Source organism: Micromonospora sp. NPDC048170, assembly GCF_040652795.1.
Taxonomy (GTDB): Bacteria; Actinomycetota; Actinomycetes; order Mycobacteriales; family Micromonosporaceae; genus Micromonospora.
Window position 1 is genome coordinate 16,194 of sequence record NZ_JBEZMR010000040.1, and the last position, 25,817, is coordinate 42,010.

At 75.4% G+C, this 25,817-nt stretch carries 22 protein-coding genes; 14 read left to right on the plus strand and 8 right to left on the minus strand.

Going from position 1 to position 25,817, the window contains the following annotated elements:
• Positions 1-97 precede the first annotated feature (97 nt).
• The gene (locus AB0D32_RS29955; RefSeq protein WP_357097402.1) at positions 98-856 is read right to left on the minus strand and encodes a class I SAM-dependent methyltransferase; all 759 of its coding nucleotides are present in this window, start codon (positions 854-856) and stop codon (positions 98-100) included.
• A 274-nt stretch (positions 857-1,130) separates the two neighbouring features.
• Here AB0D32_RS29955 and paaI point away from each other — a divergent pair, with 274 nt between their 5' ends.
• The gene (gene paaI / locus AB0D32_RS29960) at positions 1,131-1,511 is read left to right on the plus strand and encodes a hydroxyphenylacetyl-CoA thioesterase PaaI (RefSeq protein WP_357097459.1); all 381 of its coding nucleotides are present in this window, start codon (positions 1,131-1,133) and stop codon (positions 1,509-1,511) included.
• Between the two features lie 87 nt (positions 1,512-1,598).
• The gene (locus tag AB0D32_RS29965) at positions 1,599-2,165 is read left to right on the plus strand and encodes a dienelactone hydrolase family protein (RefSeq protein ID WP_357097404.1); all 567 of its coding nucleotides are present in this window, start codon (positions 1,599-1,601) and stop codon (positions 2,163-2,165) included.
• A 102-nt stretch (positions 2,166-2,267) separates the two neighbouring features.
• Here AB0D32_RS29965 and AB0D32_RS29970 read toward each other — a convergent pair whose 3' ends face one another.
• Both AB0D32_RS29970 and AB0D32_RS29975 read right to left on the minus strand, forming a co-directional pair.
• Positions 2,268-3,161, minus strand: coding sequence for an aldo/keto reductase (locus tag AB0D32_RS29970; RefSeq protein WP_357097406.1), 894 nt, complete (start codon positions 3,159-3,161; stop codon positions 2,268-2,270).
• Between the two features lie 153 nt (positions 3,162-3,314).
• Positions 3,315-5,579 carry an adenylate/guanylate cyclase domain-containing protein gene (locus tag AB0D32_RS29975; protein ID WP_357097408.1) on the minus strand — a complete coding sequence of 755 codons (2,265 nt, stop codon included), beginning with the start codon at positions 5,577-5,579 and terminating at the stop codon, positions 3,315-3,317.
• A gap of 186 nt (positions 5,580-5,765) precedes the next feature.
• On the opposite strand from AB0D32_RS29975, the gene AB0D32_RS29980 reads away from it, so the two are divergent.
• The 5 genes from AB0D32_RS29980 to AB0D32_RS30000 all read left to right on the plus strand — a co-directional run bounded on the left by AB0D32_RS29980 (position 5,766) and on the right by AB0D32_RS30000 (position 14,264).
• A complete protein-coding gene (locus tag AB0D32_RS29980) occupies positions 5,766-8,660 on the plus strand; it encodes an AAA family ATPase (protein ID WP_357097410.1) in 2,895 nt (964 codons plus the stop codon).
• Between the two features lie 112 nt (positions 8,661-8,772).
• Positions 8,773-9,543 carry a DUF5995 family protein gene (locus AB0D32_RS29985; protein WP_357097412.1) on the plus strand — a complete coding sequence of 257 codons (771 nt, stop codon included), beginning with the start codon at positions 8,773-8,775 and terminating at the stop codon, positions 9,541-9,543.
• A gap of 301 nt (positions 9,544-9,844) precedes the next feature.
• Entirely contained in the window at positions 9,845-10,291 is a 447-nt protein-coding gene (locus tag AB0D32_RS29990) for a hypothetical protein (RefSeq protein WP_357097414.1), read from the plus strand.
• 85 nt (positions 10,292-10,376) lie between these two features.
• On the plus strand, positions 10,377-12,470 hold the full coding sequence (locus AB0D32_RS29995) for an amino acid transporter (RefSeq protein WP_357097416.1): 2,094 nt from the start codon (positions 10,377-10,379) through the stop codon (positions 12,468-12,470).
• Positions 12,471-12,659: 189 nt separating this feature from the next.
• On the plus strand, positions 12,660-14,264 hold the full coding sequence (locus AB0D32_RS30000; protein ID WP_357097418.1) for a hypothetical protein: 1,605 nt from the start codon (positions 12,660-12,662) through the stop codon (positions 14,262-14,264).
• A gap of 295 nt (positions 14,265-14,559) precedes the next feature.
• On the opposite strand, the gene AB0D32_RS30005 is transcribed toward AB0D32_RS30000, so the two are convergent.
• Positions 14,560-14,766, minus strand: a complete 207-nt coding sequence (locus AB0D32_RS30005; RefSeq protein ID WP_350929403.1) for a hypothetical protein — start codon at positions 14,764-14,766, stop codon at positions 14,560-14,562.
• A gap of 172 nt (positions 14,767-14,938) precedes the next feature.
• On the opposite strand from AB0D32_RS30005, the gene AB0D32_RS30010 reads away from it, so the two are divergent.
• Complete coding sequence (locus AB0D32_RS30010; RefSeq protein ID WP_357097421.1) at positions 14,939-15,766, plus strand: hypothetical protein; 828 nt, start codon at positions 14,939-14,941, stop codon at positions 15,764-15,766.
• A gap of 251 nt (positions 15,767-16,017) precedes the next feature.
• On the opposite strand, the gene AB0D32_RS30015 is transcribed toward AB0D32_RS30010, so the two are convergent.
• From AB0D32_RS30015 to AB0D32_RS30030, 4 genes are all read right to left on the minus strand, one after another.
• Entirely contained in the window at positions 16,018-17,124 is a 1,107-nt protein-coding gene (locus tag AB0D32_RS30015) for a helix-hairpin-helix domain-containing protein (protein WP_357097423.1), read from the minus strand.
• A gap of 231 nt (positions 17,125-17,355) precedes the next feature.
• A complete protein-coding gene (locus AB0D32_RS30020; protein ID WP_357097425.1) occupies positions 17,356-18,705 on the minus strand; it encodes an NAD(P)/FAD-dependent oxidoreductase in 1,350 nt (449 codons plus the stop codon).
• Between the two features lie 14 nt (positions 18,706-18,719).
• Positions 18,720-19,067 carry a TcmI family type II polyketide cyclase gene (locus tag AB0D32_RS30025; RefSeq protein WP_357097427.1) on the minus strand — a complete coding sequence of 116 codons (348 nt, stop codon included), beginning with the start codon at positions 19,065-19,067 and terminating at the stop codon, positions 18,720-18,722.
• Between the two features lie 123 nt (positions 19,068-19,190).
• On the minus strand, positions 19,191-20,000 hold the full coding sequence (locus AB0D32_RS30030; protein WP_357097429.1) for a BTAD domain-containing putative transcriptional regulator: 810 nt from the start codon (positions 19,998-20,000) through the stop codon (positions 19,191-19,193).
• Positions 20,001-20,413: 413 nt separating this feature from the next.
• On the opposite strand from AB0D32_RS30030, the gene AB0D32_RS30035 reads away from it, so the two are divergent.
• From AB0D32_RS30035 to AB0D32_RS30060, 6 genes are all read left to right on the plus strand, one after another.
• Entirely contained in the window at positions 20,414-20,752 is a 339-nt protein-coding gene (locus tag AB0D32_RS30035) for a TcmI family type II polyketide cyclase (RefSeq protein ID WP_357097431.1), read from the plus strand.
• Positions 20,749-22,461, plus strand: coding sequence for an acetyl-CoA carboxylase carboxyltransferase subunit alpha (locus AB0D32_RS30040; RefSeq protein WP_357097433.1), 1,713 nt, complete (start codon positions 20,749-20,751; stop codon positions 22,459-22,461). Before AB0D32_RS30035 ends, AB0D32_RS30040 begins: the two co-directional genes overlap by 4 nt.
• A 116-nt stretch (positions 22,462-22,577) precedes the next feature.
• Complete coding sequence (gene accB / locus AB0D32_RS30045; RefSeq protein ID WP_357097461.1) at positions 22,578-23,123, plus strand: acetyl-CoA carboxylase biotin carboxyl carrier protein; 546 nt, start codon at positions 22,578-22,580, stop codon at positions 23,121-23,123.
• A gap of 13 nt (positions 23,124-23,136) precedes the next feature.
• On the plus strand, positions 23,137-24,513 hold the full coding sequence (locus tag AB0D32_RS30050) for an acetyl-CoA carboxylase biotin carboxylase subunit (protein ID WP_357097435.1): 1,377 nt from the start codon (positions 23,137-23,139) through the stop codon (positions 24,511-24,513).
• Positions 24,513-25,265, plus strand: a complete 753-nt coding sequence (locus AB0D32_RS30055) for an SRPBCC family protein (RefSeq protein WP_357097437.1) — start codon at positions 24,513-24,515, stop codon at positions 25,263-25,265. The genes AB0D32_RS30050 and AB0D32_RS30055 overlap by 1 nt, the downstream gene beginning before the upstream one ends.
• The gene (locus AB0D32_RS30060) at positions 25,258-25,662 is read left to right on the plus strand and encodes a cupin domain-containing protein (RefSeq protein WP_357097439.1); all 405 of its coding nucleotides are present in this window, start codon (positions 25,258-25,260) and stop codon (positions 25,660-25,662) included. Before AB0D32_RS30055 ends, AB0D32_RS30060 begins: the two co-directional genes overlap by 8 nt.
• Positions 25,663-25,817: the final 155 nt, after the last annotated feature.

Consider the following 25,817-nt stretch of genomic DNA (forward strand, 5'->3'; position numbering starts at 1 on the left):
CGGTGCACGGTCGCCAGCCTAACGTCCGGCGCGGCGGCCGTCGGGTGTCCCGGGAGCGACACCGGCGGGTGCGGGGCAACGGCGGGCCGCGGGCCCGTCAGCGCACCCCGGCGACGGCGGCGTCGACGCCGCCCCGCCACACCGTGCCCACCTCGGCGAAGCCGGCGGCGGCCAGCGCGGACAGGTGCCAGGAGACGGGCGGGTTCCACTCCGGGCTGTGCCCCGTCGGGTAGATGGCGTGCCGCTGCGCGACGAGCGGCCCCAGCGCCGGGTCGGCTTCCGCCCGCTGCCACCACTCCGTCCAGGACAGTGCGGCGCCGGCGGCGTACCGGGCCGTCCGGCGGTCCCTGGCCCGGTCGAGCAGGCGCTTGCTGAGCTGCGGCAGCGCGTCGTCGGGCATGTGGTCGGCGTTGACCAGGATGCCGCCCGGCCGCAGCAGGTCCCGCAGTTCGGCGTAGAGCCGTTCGAGCCGCTCCGCCGGCAGCCAGTGCAGCGCGGTGGCGGTGAGGACGGCGTCGTAGTCGCGGTGGGGGAGCGCGGCGTGCCAGTCGGGCCGGCCCAGGTCGGCGGTGACGATGGTGACCCGGTCTCCGAGCGAGGCGCGGGCGAGGGCGAGCAGCGCCGGGTCGAGGTCCACCAGGGTCACCTCGGCGTGGGGGAAACGGCGCAGTGCCCGGTCGGAGATGCTGCCGGTGCCGCCGGCCAGGTCGAGCAGCCGCAGCCGGTCGTCGTCGCGGACCGCGTCGACCGCGTCGAGCATCGCGGTGAACCGGTGCTCCCGGTCCGGCAGGTATGCCTCCTGCTGGCGGTCCCAGCTCTCCTGCCAGGCGGCGGCATACGTGATGTAAGGACTCATGCGGATCAGGCTAGTTACGGATGCGTACCGCGTCCAGGCCTTGTTGCCATGATTTTGCAACAGCACATGATCGGCGGGAGGGGTGTCCGGGCGCCGGGCCCGACGGCCGTCACGGCCGCCGCTGGTGCCGTCCCCGCAGGCCGGCGTACGGTGTCAAGATCGACGGTCGAGGGGGCCGTCCCGGACGGGGTGGAGCGGTCGATGGGCAGGACGCGGCGGATCGTCGACCAGCGGCGGGGCGGCTGAGGTGGCCGGGCGTAACGCCGCGTACGACATGTTCGCCGCCGACGTCGCCTCCCGAGGGCTCGGCATCGAGCTGGTGGACGCCGCCGACGGCGCGGCGGTGGCCCGGATGCGGGTGACCGCCGCGATGGTCAACGGCCACGCCATCGCCCACGGCGGGTTCGTGTTCCTGCTCGCCGACACCGCCTTCGCGCTGGCCTGCAACAGTCACGGCCCGGCCACGGTCGCCGCCGGTGGCGAGATCACCTTCGTCCGTCCCGCCCGCGAGGCGGACCTGCTGACGGCCCACGCCACCGAGCGCACCCGGTACGGCCGCAGCGGCATCTACGACGTCACCGTCACCCGCGAGGACGGCGCGGTGGTGGCCGAGTTCCGGGGCCGCAGCCGCACGCTGCCCCCGGCCGCCGGCTGAGCCCCACCGGCCGACGAGCGCGGGCGCGGGCGGCCCGGGCCCGCGCGGCGGCCCCCTCCCGTCGCCACGGTCGGACAGAATGTCCCGATGGGACACGTCGTGCTGTTTCATTCCGCCTGCGGGCTGCGTCCCGCCGTGTTGACCGCCGCCGACCGGCTGCGCGCCGCCGGCCACCACGTCGTCACACCTGACCTCTACGACGCGCCGGCCGCCAACACGGTCGAGGAAGGCTTCGCCCTGCTCGACCGCGTCGGCGAGGCGGCCGTGATGGGCCGGGCCCGGGCGGCGCTGCACGAGACGCCGCCCGACACGGTGCTGGCCGGGTTCTCCATGGGGGCCGCGGTGGCCGGCGCGCTGCTGGCCGAGCGCCCCGACGCCGCCGCGCTGCTGCTCATGCACGGCGCCGGTGGCGTGCCGGAGGCGGTCCGTCCGGGCCTGCCGGTGCAGCTGCACATGGCCGACCCGGACGGGTACCCCCCGGAGCCCGAGCTCAGCCGGTGGCTGCGGGCGATGACCGGGGCGGGCGCGGAGTTGAGCGTCCACCGCTATCCCGGGGTCGGTCACCTCTACACCGACCCGGGCCTGCCCGACCACGATCCGGCGGCTGCCAGCCAGACGTGGGAGCGGGCGCTCGCCTTCCTCGGCGGCCGCTGACGCGACACCCGGCGACGCCGCGTCACGGCGCGGGAACCGCAGCTGCCAGGTGAGCGCCGCAGTGCCGGGCGGCGCCGCGCCGCGATCGGCCGGCGGCCACCGTCAGCCGAGGCGGGCCAGCTCCTCGGGGGTGAGCCGGATCGCCCCGGCCGCCACGTTCTGCGCCAGGTGCTCCGGGTCGCCGGTGCCGGGGATGGCCAGCACGTGCGGTCCCTGGTGCAGCGTCCAGGCCAGGCGGATCTGGTGCGGGGTCGCGCCGTGCGCGTGCGCCACCGCCCGTACGGCGTCGTCATGGTCGCCGCCGCCTCCCGCCTCCCGCCCGGGGCCCGCGATCGCGAAGAACGGCACGAAGGCGACCCCGCGTTCGCCGCAGACCCGCAGCAGTTCGTCGGCCCACCGGTTCAGGTCGAGGGCGTACCCGTTCTGCACGCACACCACCGGCGCGATGTCCTGCGCCTCGTCCAGGTGGTCGGCCCGCACGTTGGACAGGCCGAGGTGCCGGATCAGCCCGGCGTCGCGCAGTTCGGCCAGCGCGCCGAACCGCTCCGCCACCGAGTCCTGCCCGGGCCGCCGGACGATCCGCAGGTTGACCACGTCCAGGTGGTCGCGGCCCAGCCGGCGCAGGTTCGCCTCCACCTCCCGGCGCAGCTCCGCCGGGGTCAGTTCCCGGTGCCGGGTCGCCTCGTCGAAGGAGGGCCCGACCTTGGTGGTGATGACCAGGTCGTCCGGGTACGGCGCGAGGGCCTCGCGGATCAGGTCGGCGGCGTACCGGGGCGAACCGGTGCCGACGCCGAGCGGCCCGCCCGGCGAGACGTAGAAGGCGGCGGTGTCGATGTGGTTGACGCCGAGTTCGACGGCCCGGCGCAGGACCCGGACCGCACGCGCCCGGTCCGGATGGGTGGTGAGCCGCATGGAGCCGAACCCCATCCGGTGCACGGTGCGGTCGCCGAGGTTCCAACTGCCGGCGGCGGAGGCGGTGATCTCTTCGACAGGCATCGGGCGAACCTAGCCAGCCGGCGCCGGCCCGCGCACTCGGTCGGCCGCCCGATACCGCCTGCGCCCGGTGACCGCTAACTTGGATCGTGGGGGACATCCGGCGGTGAGCGCCCCACGCCGGGCGTCCGTCCGCTCACGTCGCCGCCCGTCCGCTCACGCCGCTTCCGGCGTGCCGCGCGGCAGGTCCCACCTCGGTCTTCGCCCGCGCCCGTCCCGGCTCGCCGACCCGCCCCGCCCGACGGCGAGCAGGACGCCGCCACCGTCGGCGGCCCTCGCCGCGCCGGCCGTTCGTGCGGGGCCCGCCGTGCCGTGCACACCAGCCGACGTCGGGTCGCGGTCGCGGGCCGCCGCCCACTCGCGCAGCTCTACCACCCGGCCGGCCGCGCCGTGTTCGGTGGGGGCGGCCGGCAGGCCGGCTCCAGCAGCGCCGGCGGCACCGACCAGACCGAACGTGTCGGGGGCACGGAGGGCGGGCGTCGGACCGCCCGTGCGGGCGGCGATCACCGGGCCGGACGCGGCAGGTGCCGACGGGACGGGCGCGCGGCGGGGAGCGGCGGGGAGCCGTCGGCGCGGTGCCAGGTGCGCCCCGCGAGCGCCCCGGCGGCCGGCGACCGTACGCACCGGCACGTGCGCGGCGTGGGCGACCATGGGGACCGGCGACGCGTCCGCCTGCCGGCCGGCCCGGCGGGCGAACACGGCCCGCACCGCCCTCGGCAGCCGGGCGTACGCGACCTCGCGGACCACCGCGTCGGCGACGGCGTACCGGCCGTCGGCGCGGGCGACCAGCAGACCCGTCGCGACCAGGGCGCGCAGCACCGGGGCGGCCCGTCCGGCCGCCCAGTCGAGCAGACGTTCCGCCGTCGCGGCGGTGACCCCGGCGCCGACCGTCGCGGCGGCCATCAGCACGGCCCGCCGCGCCCCGTCGAGGCGGTCCAGTCGGGCGTCGACCTCCCGGCGCACCTCCTCCGGCACGGACTGCGCCACGCCGGCCGACGGGTCGGACCGCGCCGCGCCGAGCGACGCCACGTACGCGACGGCCCGTCCCGGGTTGCCGCCGACCAGCGGCAGCAGCCGGGCGACCGTCGCCGCCGGCCGGTCGGCCGGGCCGAGCAGGTGGCGCAGCAGCCGGCCGGTCTCCACCGCGCGCAGTGGTGGCACCGCCAACCGGTGCCGCCGACTCCGTGGGCCGGGCAGCACGTCCGCCCACTCGGGACGGTGCAGCGCCACCACCACCAACGGCAGCGACCGGGCGGTGGCTGCCGCGAAGAGGCGGTGCAGGAAACGGTTCAGCGCCGCCGTGGCCCGGTCGAGGTCGTCCACCGCCACCATCACCGGCTGCCGGGCGGCGAGCCCCAGGAGCGCCTCCCGGGCCACCTCGGCGCCCCGCGCCGCGTCGGCGGAGCCGTCCGGCGTGGCCAGCAGCGCCTCGAGCGCGTACACCGCCTCGGTCAGGGCGGTGGGCGGGACCAGGTCCGTGAGGGCGGTGGTGAGCCGTCGCCGTACCGTCGCGGGGGGCTCACCGGCGCGCAGGCCGGCGAACCCGCGCACCAGGTCCGCGACGGGCGCCAGGGGCTCCGGGTACGGCGGGCAGTGCGCGACGCACCACCGCACCGGCGCCCCGTCCACGGTCCGCACCGCGCCGGTCAGCTCGTGCAGCAGCCGGCTGCGCCCGCTGCCGGCGGGACCGACCAGCGACAGCCAGCGCGGGCTGCGGTCCCGGACGGCCCGGACGATCAGGTCCCGGGCGGCGGCCAGTTCCCGTCGCCTCCCGACCAGCGGCCCCTCGTGCCGGGTCGGGGCCGGTCGGGTCGTGCCGGTGGCGTGCCACACGTCCACCGGCAGCGCCTTGCCGGCCAGGGCCACCGGCGGCACGCGACGCTGGTCGACCAGCCCCGCCGTGGCGCGATGGGTGGCCGCGCAGAGCGCCACGCCACCCGGCGGCGCGTACTCCTGCAACCGCGCGGCGGTGGTGATCACCGCGCCGCTGGCCACGCCGTGCCCGCCGTCGCGGGCGGCGGCGAGCTCCACCAGCGCCTCGCCGGTGGCCACCCCGACCCGGACCCGCAGGCCCGGCGCGCCGGGCAGCGACCTCCGGTCGAGGGCGCCCTGGATCTCCAGCGCCGCCCGTACCGCCCGGTACGCGTCGAACCCGTCGGACCGGCGGGCCCCGAACAGCGCCATCACCGCGTCGCCGACGTACTTCTCGACCACCCCGTGCCACCGGCGCAGCACCCCGGCGACGGTGTCGAAGTACGCCCGTTGCAGGGCCCGCACGTCCTCGGGGTCGAGCCGGTCGACGAGCGCGGTCGACCCGACGATGTCGACGAACAGCACGGTGACCAGGCGTCTCTCCTCCGGCACCGGCCAGCCTGCCGACGTGGCCCGCTGCGGACCAGCGACGATGGTGGGCATGGGCATCGCACCCGCCTTTCCCCGCGGTGGCTGACGACGCTTCGGACACTGTCACCGATGGGCCGGCGGGGGATCTGCCGAACGACGTATGTCGGCCGTACGCAACCTTCGGTCGTAATGTCGACGCGAGGAGTACCTCAGGCGCGAAAGACCCGTAGAACGGTGCGGGGACATGTGACTAGGCTGCGTGCCATGGCCAGCGAAGTGGACACCGCACCACTCGTCGGCCGGGCCGACCTGGTGACGACCGTACGATCCGTGCTGCTCGACGACGTCACGCAGGGGCAGACCGCCGCCGTCTTCCTCACCGGTGAGAGCGGCGTCGGCAAGACCCGGCTGCTGCGCGAGGCGGGCGCCCGACTGCGGGACGCCGGCGCCCTGGTGCTCACCGGCTCCTGTCTGGACATCGGCGACGCGTCGCCGCTGCACCCGCTGCTCCAGGCACTGCGCCGCCTCGACGCCGAGCTGACCGGTTCCCACGACCAGACCTCCTCGGGGGTCCGTGGCCTTCTGCAGATGTTCGCCGAGGAGACCGCCGGCCCGGACGGCGCCGGGGCGCTGCTGGAGCGGGTCTCCCGTGGGCTGCACCTGATCGCCGAGGGGCGGCCGCTGGTTCTCGTCCTGGACGACCTCCAGTGGGTCGACCGCAGCACCCGGCAGTTGCTGCTCTACCTGCTGGCCGGGCTGGGTGACCTCCAGTTGTCCGTGCTCGCGGCGGTGCGGGCCGAGTCGTTGCAGGGCGCGCACCCGCTGCGCCGGGTGCTCACCGAGCTGCGCCGGCTGCGTACGGTGCGGGTGCTCGACCTGGCCCCGCTGGACCGGGCCGACACCGACCGGCTCGCCGCCGCCGTGGTCGGCGGGCCGCTCGCCCCGGAGGCCGCGGAGCTGGTGTGGCAGCGCAGCGGCGGCAACCCGTTCGTGGTGGAGGAGCTGGCCCGCGGCCTGCGCGACGGCCGGGACGGGCTCTCCGACACGCTGCGCGAGATCTTCCTCGACCGGGTGGACGCGCTGCCTCAGCACGCGCACGCCGTGGTGCACGCGGTGGCGGCCGGCGTCGAGCCGGTGGAGCACTGGCTGCTGGCCCGGGTGGTGCGGCTGCCCGAGGAGGAGCTGATCGAGGCCGCCCGGGCGGCCGTCGCCCACCGGTTGCTGGTGAGCGGGGACGACGGCTACCGGCTGCGGCACCGGCTGGTCGCCGAGGTGCTGGAGCACGAGCTGCTGTCGGCGGAGCGCGCCGCCCTGCACCGCCGCTACGCCGAGGCGCTGACCGCGGCCCCGGCCGAGCTGCACCAGGCGCGCCTGGCGCACCACTGGCGGCTGGCCGGCGAGCCGGCGTTGGCCCTGCCGGCGGCTGTGGCCGCGGCCCGGGAGGCCGAGCGGCTGCACGGCTGGGCCGAGGCGCACCGGCACTGGTCGGTCGCGTTGCAGCTGGCGGCCTCCCCGGGCGTGGCGACACCCGACGTGGACCGGGTGGCCCTGCTGGGGCACGCCGCCGAGGCCGCCCACCACTGTGGTGAACACGCCCGGGCGTTGACGCTGCTGGAGGAGCTGGCAGCCGCCGACGCCGACCCGTCGGCCTGCGCGCTGCACATCCGCCGGGCCCGCTACCTGGCTGCCGCCGGTCGTTCGGCGCCGGCCGAGGCGGAGTACCAGCGGGCCTTGGAGGCCGCCGACTGCACGCCCCGGGAGCGGGCGACCGCCGCCGCGCACCTGGCCGAGCTGCTGCTGCACCTCGGCCGGTACGCCGACGCCGGCCGCCGGGCCCGGGAGGCGCTGGAGCTGTCGGCCGCCGTGAGCGGCTCCACGTCGGAGGTGGTGCTGGCCAGCGCGGCGCTCGGCTTCTCCGAGGCGTACCTGGAGGACCCGGACGCCGGGCTGGCGGTGATGCGACGCGCGCTGGAGACCGCCGAGCGCTCCGGCCGCCCGGAGGACGTGGCCTGCGCGTACCTGCACCTGGCCGAGCTGCTGACCGGCCCGCTCAACGTCCTGGAGGAGGGTGTCGTCGTCGCCCGTCGGGGCGCCGAGCGGGTGGCCGAGCTCGGCCTGGGCCGCACGTACGAGACCCGGTTGCTGGCCATCGCCACCAACGGACTGTTCCGGGTCGGCCAGTGGGCCGAGGCGGAGAAGGTCGTCGCGGCGGCGCTGCGGCACCGCCCCTCCGGCGCGGACGCGGTGGAACTGCTGCTGGCGCGCTGCCGGCTGTCGGTGGGCTACGGCGACATCGCGGCCGCCGACCGCGACCTGGACGCCGTGGCCACGGTGCTGGCCGGCGGCGGGGCGCGGCACGTGATCCCGCTGCTCACCCTGCGGGCGGGGCTCGCCATGTGGCAGGGCCGGCACGACCTGGCCCGGCAGGCGGTGCAGCGAGGCCTGACCGAGAGCCGCTCCGACGACGTGGGCATCCTCGCCGCGCTGGTGTGGCACGGCCTGCGGGCCGAGGCCGAGGCGCACGCCAGCCGCGCCGTGGCCGTCGACCCGACCGCGGTACGGCGGCTGCGGGAGGTGGCCGACCGGGTCGCCCGCAAGAGCGAGCACGCCGCCCGACCGGTGCGCGACGTGGTGGACGGCTTCCTGGCGCTGTGCGCCGCCGAGGTGAGCCGCCTCGAGAGCAGCGACCCGGAGCTGTGGGCCCGTTCGGTGGCGCAGTGGGACCGCCGTCACCACCCCTATCCGGCGGCGTACTCCCGGCTGCGCCAGGCGGAGGCGCTGCTGGCCCGGCGCAGTCGCAGCGCCACGGCGGCCAAGCTGCTGCGGCAGGCGTACGAGGTGGCGCAGGGGCTCGGCGCGGTGCCGCTGACCTCGGAGATCCGTACCCTCGCGGGCCGGGCGCGGGTGTCGCTGGAGGACCGCCCGGCCACCGGCGCTCCGGCCGCCGGGGCGGACGGCGACGAGTTGGCGGCGCTGACGGCCCGGGAGCGGGAGGTGCTCACCGCGGTCGCCGAGGGGCTGACCAACCGGGAGATCGGCCAGCGGCTGTTCATCAGCGAACGCACCATCGGCGTGCACGTCTCGCACATCTTCGACAAGCTCCAGGTCCGCACCCGGGTGCAGGCCAGCGCGATCTTCCTACGCAGCCGGCCCGACTGACGGGCGGCAGGGATACGTCGTTCTACTGATCCGGCCGGCCGTCGCCGGCTGGAAGGCTGTGCTGCGTCGCCGACGGCACGGGAATGCCGGGGGGAACCACTGTGGAGGAGAGATGACGGAACCGGTGTGGGGGCCCGTGCATCGGGACATCGTCGACCTGCTCGCCGACCATCCCGCCGACGTGCCGGCGGTGGTCGACCACCTCACCAAGCTCCAGGACCTGCTGGTCCGGCTGCCTCCGCTGGAGGCGAGCTGCCCGCTGGCCGACTTCAACAGGCTGTACCTGACGATCACCGAGAGCGTGCTGAACGGCCTCTACGACGACCGGTTCAACGATCCGGTGTTCCTGTCCCGGCTGGACGTGGAGTTCGCCGCCCGCTATTTCGACGCGATGCGGCTGTGGACCGACTCCAGCCCGGGCACGCCGAAGGCGTGGGCCTGCCTGTTCCAGCGGATGCGCGGCCCGGACGCCCGCCCGCTGCCGTCGGCCGCCGCCGGGGTGAACGCGCACATCAACTTCGACCTGCCGTTCGCGCTGGTGACCACGTTCGACAGCCTGGAGTCGGAGCCGGTCGACGGCACCGACCAGCACCGCGACTACCTGGAGATCAACGACATCTTCGCGGACAAGATCCCCGGTCTGCGGCGCGGCTACCTGGAGCGGTGGCAGCTGCTCATCGACATGCTCAACGGCGACATCGACGACTGGTACCAGGGGGAGCTGGTCGAGTACACCCGCGACGTCGCCTGGCGTAACGCGCAGAAGATCTGGCGGTGCCGGCACGATCCGGCCGCCCACGAGTGCGAGCGCGCGCGGCTGGACGACACCGCCGCGGCGCTCGGCCGGCTGCTGCTCTCGCCCCTCGGGGCGTTCCTGCAGTAGCCGGGACGGGGGGTTCCCGCGCTCCGCCCGCACCGGCACGAGGCGGAGCGCGGGGACGCGTCCCTCACCCGACGCCGACCCGTCGGCGCGACGGGCGAGCGGACGGGCCGGCCGGGGACCGGGCCGCGCGGTGACGGGCCGGCCGGCCCGGGGGGTGTCGGCCGGCCCACACGGGGTACGCCCGCGCCATGAGTCACCCGGCCCGTCGGCCCGCCGCCCGCCCCCGCCCCCGGCCCGTCGCACCAGCCCGCCCCGCCCGACCGGGCGACGCCCGCCGGGCCGGCCGGTCGGGCAGGCCGGGATGACCGGCGAGCCCCGCCGTGGACGAGCCGAGCGCCATCCTGGCCCAGGACGAGGTGGGCAACGGTTCGCGTTCCGCTTCGACCCGGCCTTCCGGCCTGCACTCGCGCTGCTCGGCGTCCGGCCGGCGACCGCCTGGGTCGGCGTGGACGGGGACGAGTTGGCGGTGCGGTTCGGCCCGTGGCGGCTGCGCACCGCCCGGCGCAACGTCGTCGGCGTCACGCCCGGCGGGCCGTACCGCTGGTGGCGGGCGATCGGCGCGCGCCTCTCGCTGGTCGACGGCGGCGTCACCTTCGCCAGCAGCACCGCCGCCGGGCTCTGCCTCCGCTTCGCCCGGCCGGTGCCCGCCCTGCTGCCCGGCGGATGGCTCCGGCACCCCGGGGTGACGGTCACCGTGGCCGACCCGGACGCCCTGGCCGGGGCGCTGGCCGGCCCGGGTGGGGACTGAGCAGTTCCGGCTTCACCGTTCCGACGGGCGGCCGGCCGGCGACCGCCTACGGTCGGGTCAGGACCGCCGAGGGTGGGGACGGGGCATGCGCGACGAGCACGGGCCGAGGTCGCGGCGCACGCGTGGTCGCCGACCGCCGGCCGGCGGCCCGACACGGGACCTGCGCGCCGCCCGGGACCCGACCCGCTCCGGCGACCGCGCCGGTCGCCCCGTCGCCGTACCGGAGGCGCAGGCCAGCCCCACCCGGCCGGACCCGCCGCCGGGCCCGCTGCGCCGGTGGCTGTTCGCACACCGGGTGCAGCCGGTCGGCCCCGAGGCCGCGGAGGGGCAGGCCCGCTCGCACCCGTGGTGGCAGGTCATGTGCCTGACCGGGGTGGACTACTTCTCCACCCTGTCGTATCTGCCCGGCATCGCGGCGGTGGCCGCCGGGGCGCTCTCCCCGCTGGCCACCCTGCTCATCGTCGCGCTGACGCTGTTCGGGATGCTGCCCATGTACCGCAGGGTGGCCCGGGAGAGCCCGCACGGGCAGGGCTCGGTGGCGATGCTGGAACGACTGCTCCCGTTCTGGCGTGGCAAGATCTTCGTGCTGGTCCTGCTCGGTTTCGTGGCCACCTCCTGGATCATCACGATCACCCTCTCCTCGGCCGACGCCACCGTGCACCTGCTGGAGAACCCGCTCGTGCCCGACGACGTCGGCGGCACGGGCGTCGCCGTCGGTGTCACCGTCGCGCTGCTGCTCACCCTCGGCGGGGTCTTCCTGCTCGGGTTCCGGGAGGCGGTCGCGGTGGCCGTCCCGCTGGTCGCGGTCTTCCTCGCCCTGAACGCGGTGATCGTGGCGGACGGGCTGGCCGGGATCGCGACGGACCCGGGGACGCTGTCGGACTGGACCGCCGCGCTGACCGTCGGTGGCGGTCCCGGCGAGGTGGCCGTGACCGCCGTGCTGGCGTTCCCGCTGCTGGTGCTGGGGCTCTCCGGCTTCGAGACGGGGGTGAGCATGATGCCGTTGGTGGCCGGCTCGGGAGCGGACCGCGAGGCGCGCCTGGCGGCCCGGATCCGTAACACCCGCCGGCTGCTCACCGCCGCCGCGCTGGTCATGTCCGTGTACCTGATCTCGACCACCCTCGTCACCACGGTGCTCGTCCCCGCCGAGGAGTTCGAGCCGGGCGGGGACGCGAACGGTCGGGCACTGGCGTACCTCGCCCACGAGCGCCTCGGCGGGGCGTTCGGCACCGCCTACGACGTCAGCAGCGTGCTGATCCTCTGGTTCGCCGGTGCCTCCGCGATGGCCGGTCTGATCAACATCGTGCCCCGCTACCTGCCCACCTACGGCATGGCGCCGGAGTGGGCCCGGGCCGTGCGGCCCGTCGTGATCGTCTACACCGTGGTCAGCGTCGCGATCACCCTGGTGTTCCGGGCCGACGTCGACGACCAGGCCGGCGCGTACGCGACCGGCATCCTCGCCATGATGGTCTCGGCCGCCGTGGCGGTCACGATCTCCGCGGCCCGCCGCCAGGAGCGCGTCGTGGCCGGCGGCTTCGCCGTGCTCACCCTGGTCCTGCTGTACGCCCTCGCCGAGAACGTCATCGCGAAGCCGGACGGCATCGCCATCTCCGCGCTGTTCATCCTCGGCATCGTCGTCGTCTCGCTGGTCTCGCGGGTGACCCGGACCACCGAGCTGCGTACGGAGCGGATCGAGTTCGACGAGCCGGCCCGCCGGTTCATCGCCGACTCGCTGGCGCACGACGGGCGGCTGCACCTCATCGCCCACAAGCGCGCCGGCGGCGCGGTCAAGGAGTACACGGTCAAGGAGCGGGCGCAGCGGGGGATGAATCCCGTGCCGGGCGAGGGGGACATCCTCTTCCTGGAGATCGACGTGGTCGACCCGTCGGAGTTCAGCCAGGTGCTGCGGGTGCGCGGTGTGGAGGTGGGCGGCTTCCGCGTGCTGCGGGCCAGCAGCCCGGCGGCCCCCAACGCCATCGCGGCGATCCTGCTGGCGCTGCGCGACGCCACCGGCGTCCGCCCGCACGCGCACTTCGAGTGGTCGGAGGGGAACCCGCTCGTGCACCTGCTGCGCTACCTCATCCTCGGCCGCGGTGACACCCCGCCCGTCGTACGGGAGATCATCCGCAAGTGCGAGCCGGATCCCGCCCGCCGGCCCGGTATCCACGTCGGCGGCTGATCCGGTACCGCCGGTCTCCTCAGCCGTTTGCGCTTGTTCGTGCCGCTCAAGGTGAACAGTACGTTTATTCATGTTCGCCGGACTTGCCCAATTCTCGCCCGTATCGTGGGCCTTCGGCGGCTGTCGTGACGTCAGCCGCCCCGCGTCCGGTTCGACGCGGACGGTCAGCGCGAGAGGCAGGAAAGTCTGATGACGACGTATCAAGGGGGCCGACGGGCAGCACCACCCAGGCGGCGGTCCCGGTGGTTCTTAGCCGGCGGCCTCGTGGCGGGCAGCCTGGTGGCGCAAGTGGCCGGGGTGACCGGTGCCGCCGCCGCGGCGGGTGACCGGGACCTGTCCACCGGCTCGGAGGTGCCGTCGCTGGTGCTGCGCGGCGACGGCTCCGGCGAGTGGAACCGCGACGACCGCCGCGAGCAGCGCCGCGGCGACCTCGGCGCGCAGCGCTCCGAGGAGTCGGGTGAGGGGCGCCGAGGCGGATCGGCCGGGGAGCGCCCCGGCGGCAGGGACGAGCAGGAGCGCCCGGGGCAGGCGGAGCGGGGGCCCGGCACCGGGCACCGCACGGAGGTCGCGGTGCCGTGCGACTCCGCGAAGCTGATCTCGGCGCTGGTCCGGGCCAACGCCGAGGGCGGAGCCGACCTGCGGCTGGCGTCGAGGTGCACGTACGAGCTCACCCACGCCTTCCAGCAGCCCGACGACTACGACGGCGGGATCCGCGACGCCCGGGAGGCCGCCGACAGCGCGGAGAACCCCGGCGACGCCGAGGCGCCCCCGCGCAACCCGCAGCACGACCGGGCGGGGCTGCCCGTCATCTACCACCCGATCACCATCCGTGGCGAGGGGGCCACCATCGTCCGGGACACGCACGCCGAGGCGTTCCGGTTCTTCACCGTGCGCGACGGCGGGGAGTTGACGCTGTCCGACGTCGTGCTCCGCAACGGCCTCTCCGCCGCGGAGGGCGGCAGCATCCACGTCGTGCACGGCGCGTCCGCCGTGGTCGAGCGCACCACCGTCGTCGACAGCACCTCCCTCTCCGCGGAGGGAGGCGGCGGCGGGATCTTCAACGACGGCCACCTGGTGGTCACCGACAGCACGTTCGTGGGCAACCACGCCGCCGGCACCGCGGGCAAGGGCGGGGGCCTGCTCAACGGTGGCGTGCTGAGCCTGCGTACGTCGGAGTTCCGGGGCAACAGCGCCGTCGCGTACGGCGGTGGCCTCGCCAACTACCGCGGTGCGGCCGAGGTGCACTCGAGCACCTTCGCGCGTAACAACGCGGCGCAGGGCGGCGGCGTCGCCAGCTTCTCGGCCCGCACCCGGGTCGCCGACACGAAGGTGGTGGGCAACACCGCGCAGACCGGCGGCGGCATCGCCAACTCCGACGCGCTGATCTTCCTGCGCGGCCTGGAGGTGCGCGACAACACCGCCACGGGCAACGGCGGCGGCATCTCCACCTTCCAGGGCCTGGTCCCGGTGGACGACAGCGTCGTGGCGGGCAACACGGCCCGGGGCTCCGGCGGCGGGATCTTCGCCGAGAAGTCGAACCTGCTGGTGCGGCAGAGCGAGGTCGAGGGCAACCACGCCGTCGGCGCGAAATCAAAGGGTGGCGGTGTCTTCGCGACGCAGGGTCAGGTCTCCCTCTTTGCCAGCGTGGTGAGCGGCAACGGCGCCTCGGTGAAGCCCGGTGGCCTGTTCGCGGAGAAGGCCCGGGTCAGGGTCGACGACGAGACCGACATCATCGACAACGACTCCACCAACTGCGAGGGCGGCACGGTGCCGGTCGCGAACTGCTTCCGCTGACCGTGGTCGGGCGTCCCGTCCGGGAAGGCCCACCGCAGCCGGCCCCGCCAGCGCGATCACGATGATCGGCTGGCGGGGCCGGCTGCGTCCGCCGGAGGCGACATCGAGAACCCCAGCCTCCTAGGATGCCGTACGCCGTGTGTGGGCCACCACGAACGACCGGACCTCCGACGGCGGCCCGACCGGGGGCGACCGGGGAAGAAGGGCAGCCGGCCCGGGATGGGCGAGGCGGCACGGCCTCGCCGGACACGGTTCGGCCCGCGCCCGAGGGGACGCGGGCCGGATGGGGACATCCCTACCTGGACGGCTGGGGCAACTCGCAGTCGACCTTCGGGTTGGCCCCGATGTAGTTCAGGGGCCCGGCCACGATGGTCACCAGGATCGTGCCGGCCTCGGCACAGTTCGTGTCGTCGCCGCTGTAGTAGCCGCGCTGCCCGGCGGCGACCGCGCCGATGATCAGCCAGATGACGACCAGGACTCCGAATATCGACGTGCCGCGCATCGCTGCCTCCGCAAGGGTGTGGTGGTTCGAGGTGCTGGGCGTTGTACCCAATCCCGGTCGACGGCTAACGGCGTTGCCGGTCGTCCCGCCGCTATCGGATCGGCGACCGACCGCGGCGCGCGACGGTCGAACGGGCGTAGAACTGCGTCACGGCACCGCGCAGGAGGACACGATGGACGCCCGGACACCGCAGCTGTACGTCGACCGCCCCGACGACGTCGCCACCGCCGCCCGCGCGCTGGCCGGCGGCGCGGTCGTCGCGGTGGCCTTCGGGAACTTCTACGCCCTCGTGACCCGCCCGGAGGCAGCCGCCGTGCGCCGGGTCAACCTCGCCAAGGGGCGGCCCGCCGGCCAGATCGGCAGCCTCACCGCGGGCTTCGGAGGGATCCCGGCCATGTTCGACTGGTCGAGGGTGCCGCCACGGCTGCCGGGCAACCGGGTGCGGCAGCTCATGGAGACGCTCTACGGCAGCGGGCCGTTCGGCTTCCGTGGCCCCGCCGTCGACCGCCTGCCCGCCCATCTCACCCAGCACGACCAGGGGGTGCGCACCACGCAGGTGATCGCGCCGGGGCTGGCCTGCCCGTCGAACGCGTTTCTCGTCCGGGCGGCCGCCGAGGCCGGGGTGAACCACCTCCACATCACCTCGGCGAACCGGTCCCGGCACCTGACGGGCGCCGACGAGGAGCCGGCACACTGGACGGCCGACGGCATCCTCGCGGACTTCGCCCACCTCGACGGCCTGGTGGTGCTGGCCCACCGGGACGAGGCGGCGGCGCGGGCCGCGTACCCCGGGCACCTGCCGACCTCGGTGACGTTGCTGTCGTTCCACGCCCCGGGTGGCGAGCCGGAGGAGCCGCCGGTGCTGACCGTGGACCGGCACGGCTCGCTGCACGTCGACGACGTGCGTCGGGCCGCCGCGCCGCTCGGGCTCCAGGTGCGGCTCGGCCCCGCCGCCGGGCGGCGACTTCAGCCCCGGACGTACGCCGCCGCGTTGGTCTGACCCGCCGGGACTCCGACCGTGAGCGGACCGGGCTGCCTGACCGGGCGGCGGACAGGACCAGTAGGCCGAGGGAGAACCGCTGGTGTTCCGCCGCCCGCCTCCTCTCGACCCCGAAACGCCGACATCGCGGCGCCCGTGAGTGGAGCACCGCGATGTCGGCGTTCAGTGGTCGGTCGTGGGGCGGTATCCGGTGCGCCGGGTCCCGCCGTCCGACGCCGAACCGGGTGGTACGGCAGCGGGGACGACGCCGCTCAGGCGTCCGCGCCGCCCACCGGGGTCGGCAGGGCGGCGACCGCCTCCTGCCCAGCGCCGGCAAGCACCTTCGCCTGCTGCGGCCAGGTCGCCAGGCTCGGCGCGGCCCGCAGCCCGGCGGCCCGGATGGTCTCCCGCAGGGCGGCCTCGTCCAGCTCCGCCAACTGCCGGTACGTCCGGATGCCTGCTGCCTGCAACGCTGCGGCCATCTTCGGGCCCACGCCCTGGATCCGGCGGAAGTCGTCGGCGGCGTCGGAGTCGGCCACCTCGGTACGCGGCGCCGGCACGACCACCGGCTCGACAGGCGCGTCGGCCTGCGTCGACTCCGGCTCGGCGGGTACGTCGGAGGCCGGGGCGGCTTCGACCGCGGCGGCGATCGCCGGCTCGGTCGGGGCGGCGGGAACGAGTTCCGGCTCGGCGGCGATGGCAGCGGGAACCGGCTCCGCCTCGGCCGGGGTGGCAGCAGCCGGCTCCGGGTCAGCCTGGGTGGCGGGAACCGGTTCCGGGTCGACAGCAGTGGTTGCCGCGGGAACGGGCGCGACCTCGGGCTCGGCCGGGACGCTGGGAGCGTCCTCCGGCTCGGCGGCCGGGGTGGACTCCTGCGCCGGTCGGCGGTCGACGGGACCGGTCACCTCGGCCGCCACCGGCAGCACGACCTCGTGGCCCGGCCGGGCGTCGGTGGCGGTGTCGAGCGGTGCGGGCTCGGTGTCGGGGGCCGGCACCGGGTCACCGGTCAGCGCCATGTCGGCCGGGTCGACGGCGTCGGCGCGGGACATGTCGGCCGCGACGACCGTGGCCGGCCGAGCGTCGGGGGCCGCCGGGTCGGCGGCTGCGGAGGTGTCGGCCCCGGGAGCGTCGGGGACGCGGTCGGCGACCGCGTCCGGCGTCGGGTCCACGGTCACCTCGGGGCGCGCCTCGTCCAGGGTGGCGGTGGGAGGCGGGTCGACCACCACGGCGGTCATGCCGGCGACCGGCTCACCGCCCACAGTGGCCGCCGGCTGCGCGGTGACCGCCGCGCCCTGCCGGCCGCGCCAGAACCGACCGACCGCCACGCCCACCGCCAGAGCCACGATCAGTATCAGCCAGTGCCCGAAAGACCACGCCACGGCAAACCTCCCTATCGTTCACGTCCGGAAACCCGCGAGAAAAACTCGCCGCAGCTTCGCACACGCCGAGTGAGGCTGACAGGCAGGACCGGGTACCCGCCGTGACGGCGGGACGGGTCGCAACCGGCGGTGTCCGGCGTACGACGGAGGGTCGCTGTCCGGGCGTTCGCCGTGCGGTGGGGCGGGAGGGGACCACGGCGCCGCTCGAACGCCGTGGTCCCCGTCGGACGGTCAGTCCTCCTCGCCCCGGTAGCTGTAGAAGTCGTCGACGAACCGCCGCGCCAGCCGCGGCACCCGACTGGTGACGCCGAAGTAGCCCCGCGCGCCGAGCAGCGCGAGCCGGCCGACGACCGGCTTGTACATCCGGTCGTCCCCGCTGGTGCCGCTTCGGTTGAGCGAGTCGGCGACGCGGGCGAACCCGTACGGCAGCATCGCGGCCTCGTAGTCGGCCACCGCCTGGAGCAGTGTCTTGTCGCCGGTCGCGGCCAGCCGGAGTTGCCGGGCGAGCAGGGCGGCGTCGCGCAGGGCGGTGTTGGCGCCCACCCCGCGTCCCGGTGTCATCGTGTGGATGGCGTCGCCGAGCAGGGTGACGGTGCTGCTCTTCCACGGCGGCACCGGCTCGCTGGTGGTCACCTTGATCGGCAGGGCGCTGCCCGGGTCGCTGTGGGCGAGCAGTTCGCGCAGGTTCGGGTGCCAGTTGCGGGTGAGCCGCAGGGCGAGCAGGACGAGATCATCCCCGCGCCGCCGCATGACGTCGGAGGGGAACCGGCGGGCGGTGCTCCAGACGACCAGGTTGATGTTGTCGCGGGTGGGATCGTGGCGCAGCCCGGGCCAGCCGTGCAGCAGTGCGGCGTCGGCGGGGTCGACGCCGGGCTTGAGCGCGCCGTCGCGGTCCCACTTGAACTCCATGACGTGCAGTACGCCCATCATCCCGCCGCTGCCGAAGATCAGCGAGATGCCCTGTTCGCTCCGTTCCGGCAGCAGCCCCCGGGTGTGCGGGGTCAGGGGGATCCGGGTGGCGATGTTGATGGTGCCGGCGTCGCGGGTGACGGCGTGCGGCAGGTACTGGCGGCGTACCGCTGATCCGGTGCCGTCCGCGGCGACGAGCAGGTCGCCGGTGGCGGTGCTGCCGTCGGCGAAGTGCGCGGTCACGGTGCCGTCGTCGCGTTGGTCGTACCGGACGAAGGTCTTGTCGAAGTGGACCGCGTCCTCCATGCCGGTGAGCAGGACCTGGCGCAGGGTCATCCGGGCCACCGACCGTTCGGTGTTCACCGGGTCGGTGTCCGGCCGGAGCGTGAACGAGGCCGTGCGGCGCATCCCCTGCGTGATGACGTTGAAGTAGCGGGGGGAGCGGGCGCAGGTGGCGAGGTAGACGTCGAACAGGGCGGGCGGCAGGCACTCGCGCAGCGCGCGGCTGCCGGTCGGCCCGATGCCGACGCGGTAGCCGAGCAGTCCCTCGCCGCGGGTGCGGTACCGCTCGTAGACGGCGACGCTGATTCCGGCCCGGCGCAGGCCGTGCGCCAGGCACAGCCCGCCGGTGCCGGCCCCGATGATCAGCACGTGGGGTGGTCGGGACGACATGGCGACCGCCCCGCTCAGCCGGCCGCGTGCGACGACGCCGCGTCGGCGGCGTCCCACCGGTAGAAGCAGCCCGCGATCGCGTCGCGCGGTGAGCGCCAGGTCGGCAGGTACGGTGTGGTGTGCGCCGACAGCCGCTCGTTGACCTGGCGGTAGAGCGGGTGGTTGCGGGCGTCGGCCAACGCGTCCGGGTCCACGTCGGCGGTCTCCATCAGGTGCACGCACAGGTCGTGCAGGCAGTACAGGGACCGGTGCCGGACCCCGGTGAGGCCGGGAAGTTCGGTCGCGTCGGACTCGGCGAAGATCTGCGCCACCCGCCCCTCCGCGCCCGGGATGATCCTGCTGACGATCAGTAGACGGCTCATGGGACCCCTCTCGCCGGTGGCGCTCCGCGACCATGGCGGAGACCACGGACTGTTGTGCGGTCCACGGTGCCCGGGCGACTGTCACCTGTCCGTCACACGGGTCGCCGCGCCGGTGACGCCGCCTCAGCGGGCGCGGGGCGCGACCCGGTTGGACGGAGTCCGGCGCGTCCCGGCCGGGGTGTCCCGGGTGGCCTCCCGGATCGGCGCGAGGGTGTCGTCGAGCAGCGCGGTCATCGCCGCCGAGGGTTCCAGCCGCAGTTCCCGCAACAGCAGGTCGCGGTACACGTAGAAGGCGTGCACGGCCTCGAAGGCGTTGCCCTCGGCGAGGTGGATGCGGACCACCAGCCGGTGCGGCGTCTCGCGTAGCGGCTCGGCGGCCATCGCCTCCAGGGCGGCTTCCAGCGCGGTGCCGTGGCGGCCCGCCGACAGGTGCTGGCCGGCCAGGTCCTCCAGCATGTGCAGGCGCAGCTGGCGCAGCCGTTCCCGGTCGGTGAGCACCCAGTCGTCGTACCAGCCGGGGAGCAGGTCGTGCCGGCCGGCGGCGAGCGCGGCGGCGGCGCACGGGTCGTCGCCGTCGCGCACCCTCGCCGCCGTGCCGACGAGCGCGTCGACGTCGACCCGGACGACCGGGCCGAGGGAGACGGTGTCACCGGAGGTGGTGATCGGGCAGCACGGGTCCTGGCGCAGCCGCCACAGCGCGGTCCGCAGCGACGACAGCGCGCGGTCCTCCGGCGCGTCGGGCCAGAGCAGGCCGGCCAGGTGGCTGCGGGTGGCGCCGGGGCGAAGCCCGATCAGCGCGATGACCCGTTGCAGGCCGCGCGGCACCACGACCGGAGCGTCGCCGTGCAGCAGCCGGAACCCGCCGAGCAGGTGCAGCGAGATCTCGGCGCCGGGACGGCACCCGGTGGTCGGCGTCGACGGATCAGCGGCCACGGCGGCACCCCCTGCGGAACGATCGTCCCGACTCGTCTGCTCTCCCGGCGCGGCTGCCATGACCCCACTGTCGGATCGCTCCGCCGCGGCACGGCGTCGCACGCCGCGGCCGCCGGGCTGACCGTCACGAAGACTATCAATCGCGATCACTCTCAGTCAATATTCCGGGTGGGATCGCGCTTGCCTGCCGGCGTCCACGAAAACCGTTCCCAACTGGGGATAGTCCACTTTGGTTGATCGGTGCCACACAGCGGATGCACAGTCAGCGTCAACGCAGCGTCACGAGGTGGCGTCGCTGCCCGGCGGCCGGCGGTGACGCCTCCGTGACGCCCGTGGCCGCATCGTGTCGCCAGTCGTCCGGCTCGGCCGGCGCCGTCGTCACGACGCCGGATGCCGTGGGGGGAGGCCCATCCATGGACCGTTCGCTGATCGTCGCGAAGGTGGTGCCGAGCGCCGAGGCGCGCGTCGCCGAGATCTTCGCCGAGTCCGACGCGACCGAGCTGCCGCGCCTGGTCGGGGTGCGGCACCGGTCGCTCTACCGGCTGGGTGACCTCTACGTGCACCTGCTGGAGACGGAGGCGCCGGGCGGGGGAGCGGTCGAGGCGGCCCGGGGGCACCCCGAGTTCGCCCGGGTCAGTGCCCGGCTGCGGCCGTACGTGTCGCCGTACCTGCCGACGTGGCGGGAGCCGCGCGACGCGATGGCCCGCTGCTTCTACCGCTTCGACGCCGCGCCCGCCGGGCGGTCGTCGTGACCGCCACCGTGCCCCGCGAGGGACAGCTCTGGTCCCGGTGCGGCGGCTGCGCCACCCTGCTGTACCGCAAGCGGCTGCGGCGCAACCTCGACGTCTGCCCCGAGTGCGGCGCGCACGCCCGCCTCGCCGCGCCCGAGCGGCTGCTCCAGCTCGTCGACCCGGGGTCGTTCACCGTCCTGCCGGACCGTCCTGCCGAGATCGACCCGATCGGCTTCGTCGACCTGCTGCCGTACCCGCACCGGCTCACCGCGGCGCGGGCCGGCACCGGACTGGCCGAGGCGGTCGTCTGCGGCACCGCGACCATCGGTCGGCATCCGTGCGCGCTCGCCGTGATGGACTTCCGGTTCCTCGGTGGCAGCCTGGGCTGCGTCGTCGGGGAGCTGATCACCAGGGCCGCCGAGCGGGCCCTCACCGACGGGGTTCCGCTGGTCCTGGTCACCGCCTCCGGCGGGGCGCGGATGCAGGAGGGCGCCCTGTCGCTGATGCAGATGGCCACGGTCAGCCAGGCGATCGCCGCGTTGCGGGAGGACGGCCTGCTCACCGTCAGCGTCCTCACCGACCCGACGTACGGGGGAGTGGCCGCCTCGTTCGCCACCAACACCGACGTGGTGCTCGCCGAGAGCGGCGCGCGGATGGGGTTCGCCGGCCCCCGGGTGATCCGGCAGGTCACCGGCCGGGAGCTGCCGGAGGGCTTCCAGACCGCCGACTTCCTGCTCCGGCACGGCCAGGTCGACATGGTGGTGCCCCGGCACGCCCTGCGGGGCCGGCTGGTGGCGCTGCTCGCCGCCGCGCGGGCCGGGCGGCGGCCCGCGTCCCGTCCGGGCGTACCCCGGCAGGAGCCGTCGCCGCTGGTGGCGCGGCCCGCGGACGGGCAGTCCGCCGCGACGCCGGTCGGCGACGCCTGGGAGACGGTACGGCTGGCCCGGCACCCCGGCCGACCGACCACGCTGGACTACCTGGAGACGGCGTTCGACGGCTTCGTCGAGCTGCACGGCGACCGGCTCGGCGCGGACTGCCCGGCCGTGGTGGGCGGGCTGGCCCGGCTGGACGGCCGGCCCGTCATGGTGATCGGGCACCAGAAGGGACACACCACCGCCGAGCTGGTCGGGCGCAACTTCGGCATGGCGAGCCCGGCCGGACACCGCAAGGCGCTGCGGCTGATGCGCCTCGCCGCCCGTCTCGGCCTGCCGGTGGTGACCCTGGTCGACACACCCGGGGCTGATCCCGGCGTGAGCGCCGAGGAACAGGGCCAGGCGGCGGCCATCGCGGATAACATCCTCGCCCTGACCGTGCTGCCCACCCCCGTCGTCGCCGTGATCACCGGCGAGGGCGGCAGCGGTGGTGCGCTGGCCCTCGCGGTGGCCGACCGGGTGCTCATGCTCCAGCACGCCGTCTACTCGGTGATCAGCCCGGAGGGCTGCGCCGCCATCCTCTGGCCGGACCGGGGCGCCGCCCCGCAGGCGGCCCGCGCGTTGCGGCTGACCGCACCCGACCTGTGCCGGCTCGGCATCGTCGACGACCTCGTCCCCGAGCCGGCCCCGGGTGCCCACCACGATCCGGAGGCTGCCGCTCGGGCGCTGCGGGAGGCGGTGCTGGCGCACCTGCTGCCGCTGCTCGACGTGCCGCCCGCCACGCTGGTCCGCCGTCGGCGGCAGCGTTTCCGGCGCTTCGGCGCCGCCCGCCTCGGCGCGCGGGCGGGTGCCCGGTGAGCGCCGGCGGGTTCCCGGTCGACGCCCCGCCGTCGGCGGCCGGCACGGAGGCGACGACCGCCGCGCGGCCGACCTCCGATGCGCGGCCGGCCCCCGACGCGCAGCCGGCCTCCGCCGTGCACCTGACTCCCGGGACGCGGCCGGCGGCCGACGGGCACCTGACCTCTGCCGCGCAGCCGGGGCACGGGGCTGGGCCGGTCACCGGCGCGGAGGCGGGCCACGGTGTGGACGCCGTGCTGGCCGGGCTGCGGCGGCACGCCCGGCATCTCGCCGCCGAGCTCGCCGGCCCGCTGCGGCGGGTGCGGCTGCGCAGCGGGGACACGGTGCTGGAGGTGGAGTGGCACGGCCCCGCCGGGGCCCCCGCCGATGCCACACCCGTCGCGGCCCGCCCGGCGCCCCCGCCGGCCGCGCCGCCACCGGGCCGGTACGCCGTGCGTTCGCCCATCGTCGGCACGTTCTACCGGGCGCCGGAGCCGGCCGCCACGCCCTTCGTCGCCGTCGGGGACCTGGTCCGGCCCGGTCAGGTCATCGGCATCGTCGAGGCGATGAAGCTGATGAACGAGGTGACCGCCGACCGGGGCGGCCGGGTCGCCGAGGTCCTCGCCGCCGACGGCCAGCCGGTCGAGTACGACCAGCCACTGGTCGCGCTGGACCCGGCCTGAGGGGCGGGACGCGATGTTCGAGAAGGTGCTGATCGCCAACCGGGGAGAGATCGCCCTGCGGGTGCTGCGCGCCTGCCGCGAGCTGGGGGTGCGTACGGCGGTGGTCTACTCCACCGCGGACGCCGACTCGGCCGCCGTGCGCCTGGCCGACCAGGCCGTGCGGATCGGACCGCCGGCCAGCCGGCGCAGCTACCTCAACGCCGCAGCGATCGTGGAGGCCGCCCGGCAGGTGGGCGCGCAGGCGGTGCACCCCGGCTACGGGTTCCTCTCCGAGGACGCCGACTTCGCCGAGATCTGCGCCGACAACGGCCTCATTTTCGTCGGCCCGCCGCCGGAGGTGATGGCCGTGCTGGCCGACAAGTCCTCCGCGCGGGCGCTGATGAGCCGGGCCGGGCTGCCCCTGCCGCCGGGCAGCGTCGCGCCGGTGCCCTCCGCCGCCGCGGCCGCCGAGGTGGCCGCCGAGGTGGGCTACCCGGTGATCGTCAAGGCCGCGGCGGGCGGCGGGGGCCGGGGCATGACGGTCGTCGCCACCCCGGCGGAGCTGCCCCGGGCCTACGCGCGGACCCGGGCCGCCGCCCAGGCCGCCTTCGGCGACGACCGGGTGTACGTCGAGCGGTTCCTCACCGGAGCCCGGCACGTCGAGGTGCAACTGCTGTGCGACTCCCACGGCAACGGCGTGCACCTGGGGACCCGGGACTGCTCGGTGCAGCGCCGACACCAGAAGCTCGTCGAGGAGGCGCCGGCCCCGGCCCTGTCGGCGGCCACCCTGGAGGCCATCGCGGAGTGCGCGCTGCGCGGCGCCCTGCACGCCGGCTTCACCGGTGCCGGCACCATGGAGTTCCTCGTCGACCCCGACGAACGGTTCCACTTCCTGGAAATCAACTGCCGGATCCAGGTCGAGCATCCCGTCACCGAGATGGTCACCGGGATCGACCTGGTGCACGAACAGCTGCACATCGCCGCCGGGGTGCCGCTGCGCTGGCGACAGGAGGACGTCCGGCCGCACGGGGTCGCCATCGAGTGCCGGGTCAACGTGGAGGACCCCGACCGCGGCTTCGCGCCGACGCCCGGCCGGCTGGACCGTTTCGTCCCGCCCGGCGGCCCGTTCACCCGGGTCGACACGCACGGCCACGCCGGCTACCTGTTCGGCCCGCACTACGACTCCCTGCTGGCCAAGGTGGCGGTCTGGGCGCCGGACCGGGAGCTCGCGCTCAACCGGCTGGAACGCGCCCTCGACGAGTTCGACATCGCCGGCCCCGGGGTCCGCACCACCATCCCGTTCGTCCGGCGGGTGCTCGACGACGCCGGCTTCCGCAAGGGCCGCTACTCCACCGGCCTGGTCGACCAGTTGCTCGCCGGCCCGCCCCACGCACACCACAGGAGGCACTGATGACCGTCACCCATGGCCGTCCGCTGACCGCCGAGATCACCGACATCCTGGTGGCCAACTGCGGGCTGGACGCCGAGGCCGCCGCCCGCGCCCCGGCCGCGTCCCTGGAGGAACTCGGCATGGACTCGCTGGCGCTGCTCGAACTCTCCGCCGTGGTCGCCGACCGCTGGCAGGTGCAGATCCCCGAGCAGGCCGGGCAACTCAGCATCGACGGCGTGGCCGAGCTGGTCGCCCGCCGCGCCGACCCGCCCGGGCACACCGAGAACAGCGTCCTCATCGCCGCGCCGCTGCCGCTGGTCTGGGACGTCACCAACGACGTCGCCAACTGGCCGGAGCTGTTCACCGAGTACGCCCGCGCGGAGATCCTGCACCGCGACGGCGACACCGTGCGGTTCCGGCTCACCATGCACCCCGACGAGAACGGGGTGGCGTGGAGCTGGGTCAGCGAACGCACCGCCGATCCGGTCACCCGGCAGGTCCGCGCCCATCGCGTGGAGACCGGGCCGTTCGACCACATGCGCATCCACTGGCGCTACACGGAGGAACCCGGCGGCACCCGGATGACCTGGGTGCAGGACTTCGCGATGAAGCCGACCGCACCGGTGGACAACGCCGGCATGACCGACCGGATCAACGCCAACAGCGCGGTGCAGCTCGCCGTCATCAGGGAGAAGATCGAGCGCCTCGCCGGTGCCGACGGTGCCCGGATCCAGGCCGGCGCCGACTCCTCGACGGGGGCCGGCGATGAGTGAGGACACCCTGCGGCGGGTCGCGGCAGTCGACGTCGCGCCGGACGGCCGCCGTGGCGGGGAGCTGCGGGTGCTGCTCGGCCCGAAGACCGTCGGCAGCACGTCGGGCTTCATGGGGGTGGCGACGCTGCGCCCGGGGGAGCGGATCGCCGAGCACTACCACCCGTACAGCGAGGAGTTTCTCTACCTGGCCCGGGGCGCGATCACCGTCGACCTGGACGACGAGCCGGTGCCGCTGGAGGCCGGACAGGCGCTGTTCGTGCCGCGCAACGTCCGGCACCGGCTGCGCAACACCGGCGATGAGCCGGCCGAGGTGGTCTTCCACCTCGGGCCGCTGGCGCCCCGGCCCGAACTCGGCCACGTCGACACCGAGCTGGTCGAACAGCGAGGCGCGTCGTGAGCGTGAGGAGTGAGCCGGGGTTGCGAGCCCCGCAGTCGCGAACTGAGGTGGCGTCGTGAGCGTGAGGAGTGAGCCGGGGTTGCGAGCCCCGCAGTCGCGAACTGAGGTGGCGTCGTGAGCGCGAGGAGTGAGCCATGGCGGCGAGCCCTGCGGTC

What these genes read in the sequence shown, in the direction of transcription:
- AB0D32_RS30035 (WP_357097431.1), top strand. Translation starts at nt 20,414, where the DNA reads ATGGACCGTTCGCTGATCGTCGCGAAGGTGGTGCCGAGCGCCGAGGCG.
- AB0D32_RS30025 (WP_357097427.1), bottom strand. Translation starts at nt 19,067, where the DNA reads ATGAGCCGTCTACTGATCGTCAGCAGGATCATCCCGGGCGCGGAGGGG.
- AB0D32_RS29965 (WP_357097404.1), top strand. Translation starts at nt 1,599, where the DNA reads ATGGGACACGTCGTGCTGTTTCATTCCGCCTGCGGGCTGCGTCCCGCC.
- AB0D32_RS29980 (WP_357097410.1), top strand. Translation starts at nt 5,766, where the DNA reads ATGGCCAGCGAAGTGGACACCGCACCACTCGTCGGCCGGGCCGACCTG.
- AB0D32_RS29970 (WP_357097406.1), bottom strand. Translation starts at nt 3,161, where the DNA reads ATGCCTGTCGAAGAGATCACCGCCTCCGCCGCCGGCAGTTGGAACCTC.
- AB0D32_RS29955 (WP_357097402.1), bottom strand. Translation starts at nt 856, where the DNA reads ATGAGTCCTTACATCACGTATGCCGCCGCCTGGCAGGAGAGCTGGGAC.
- AB0D32_RS30000 (WP_357097418.1), top strand. Translation starts at nt 12,660, where the DNA reads ATGACGACGTATCAAGGGGGCCGACGGGCAGCACCACCCAGGCGGCGG.
- AB0D32_RS30010 (WP_357097421.1), top strand. Translation starts at nt 14,939, where the DNA reads ATGGACGCCCGGACACCGCAGCTGTACGTCGACCGCCCCGACGACGTC.
- paaI (WP_357097459.1), top strand. Translation starts at nt 1,131, where the DNA reads ATGTTCGCCGCCGACGTCGCCTCCCGAGGGCTCGGCATCGAGCTGGTG.
- AB0D32_RS29975 (WP_357097408.1), bottom strand. Translation starts at nt 5,579, where the DNA reads ATGCCCATGCCCACCATCGTCGCTGGTCCGCAGCGGGCCACGTCGGCA.
- AB0D32_RS29995 (WP_357097416.1), top strand. Translation starts at nt 10,377, where the DNA reads ATGCGCGACGAGCACGGGCCGAGGTCGCGGCGCACGCGTGGTCGCCGA.
- AB0D32_RS30005 (WP_350929403.1), bottom strand. Translation starts at nt 14,766, where the DNA reads ATGCGCGGCACGTCGATATTCGGAGTCCTGGTCGTCATCTGGCTGATC.
- AB0D32_RS29990 (WP_357097414.1), top strand. Translation starts at nt 9,845, where the DNA reads ATGACCGGCGAGCCCCGCCGTGGACGAGCCGAGCGCCATCCTGGCCCA.
- AB0D32_RS30060 (WP_357097439.1), top strand. Translation starts at nt 25,258, where the DNA reads ATGAGTGAGGACACCCTGCGGCGGGTCGCGGCAGTCGACGTCGCGCCG.
- AB0D32_RS29985 (WP_357097412.1), top strand. Translation starts at nt 8,773, where the DNA reads ATGACGGAACCGGTGTGGGGGCCCGTGCATCGGGACATCGTCGACCTG.
- AB0D32_RS30020 (WP_357097425.1), bottom strand. Translation starts at nt 18,705, where the DNA reads ATGTCGTCCCGACCACCCCACGTGCTGATCATCGGGGCCGGCACCGGC.
- AB0D32_RS30055 (WP_357097437.1), top strand. Translation starts at nt 24,513, where the DNA reads ATGACCGTCACCCATGGCCGTCCGCTGACCGCCGAGATCACCGACATC.
- AB0D32_RS30050 (WP_357097435.1), top strand. Translation starts at nt 23,137, where the DNA reads ATGTTCGAGAAGGTGCTGATCGCCAACCGGGGAGAGATCGCCCTGCGG.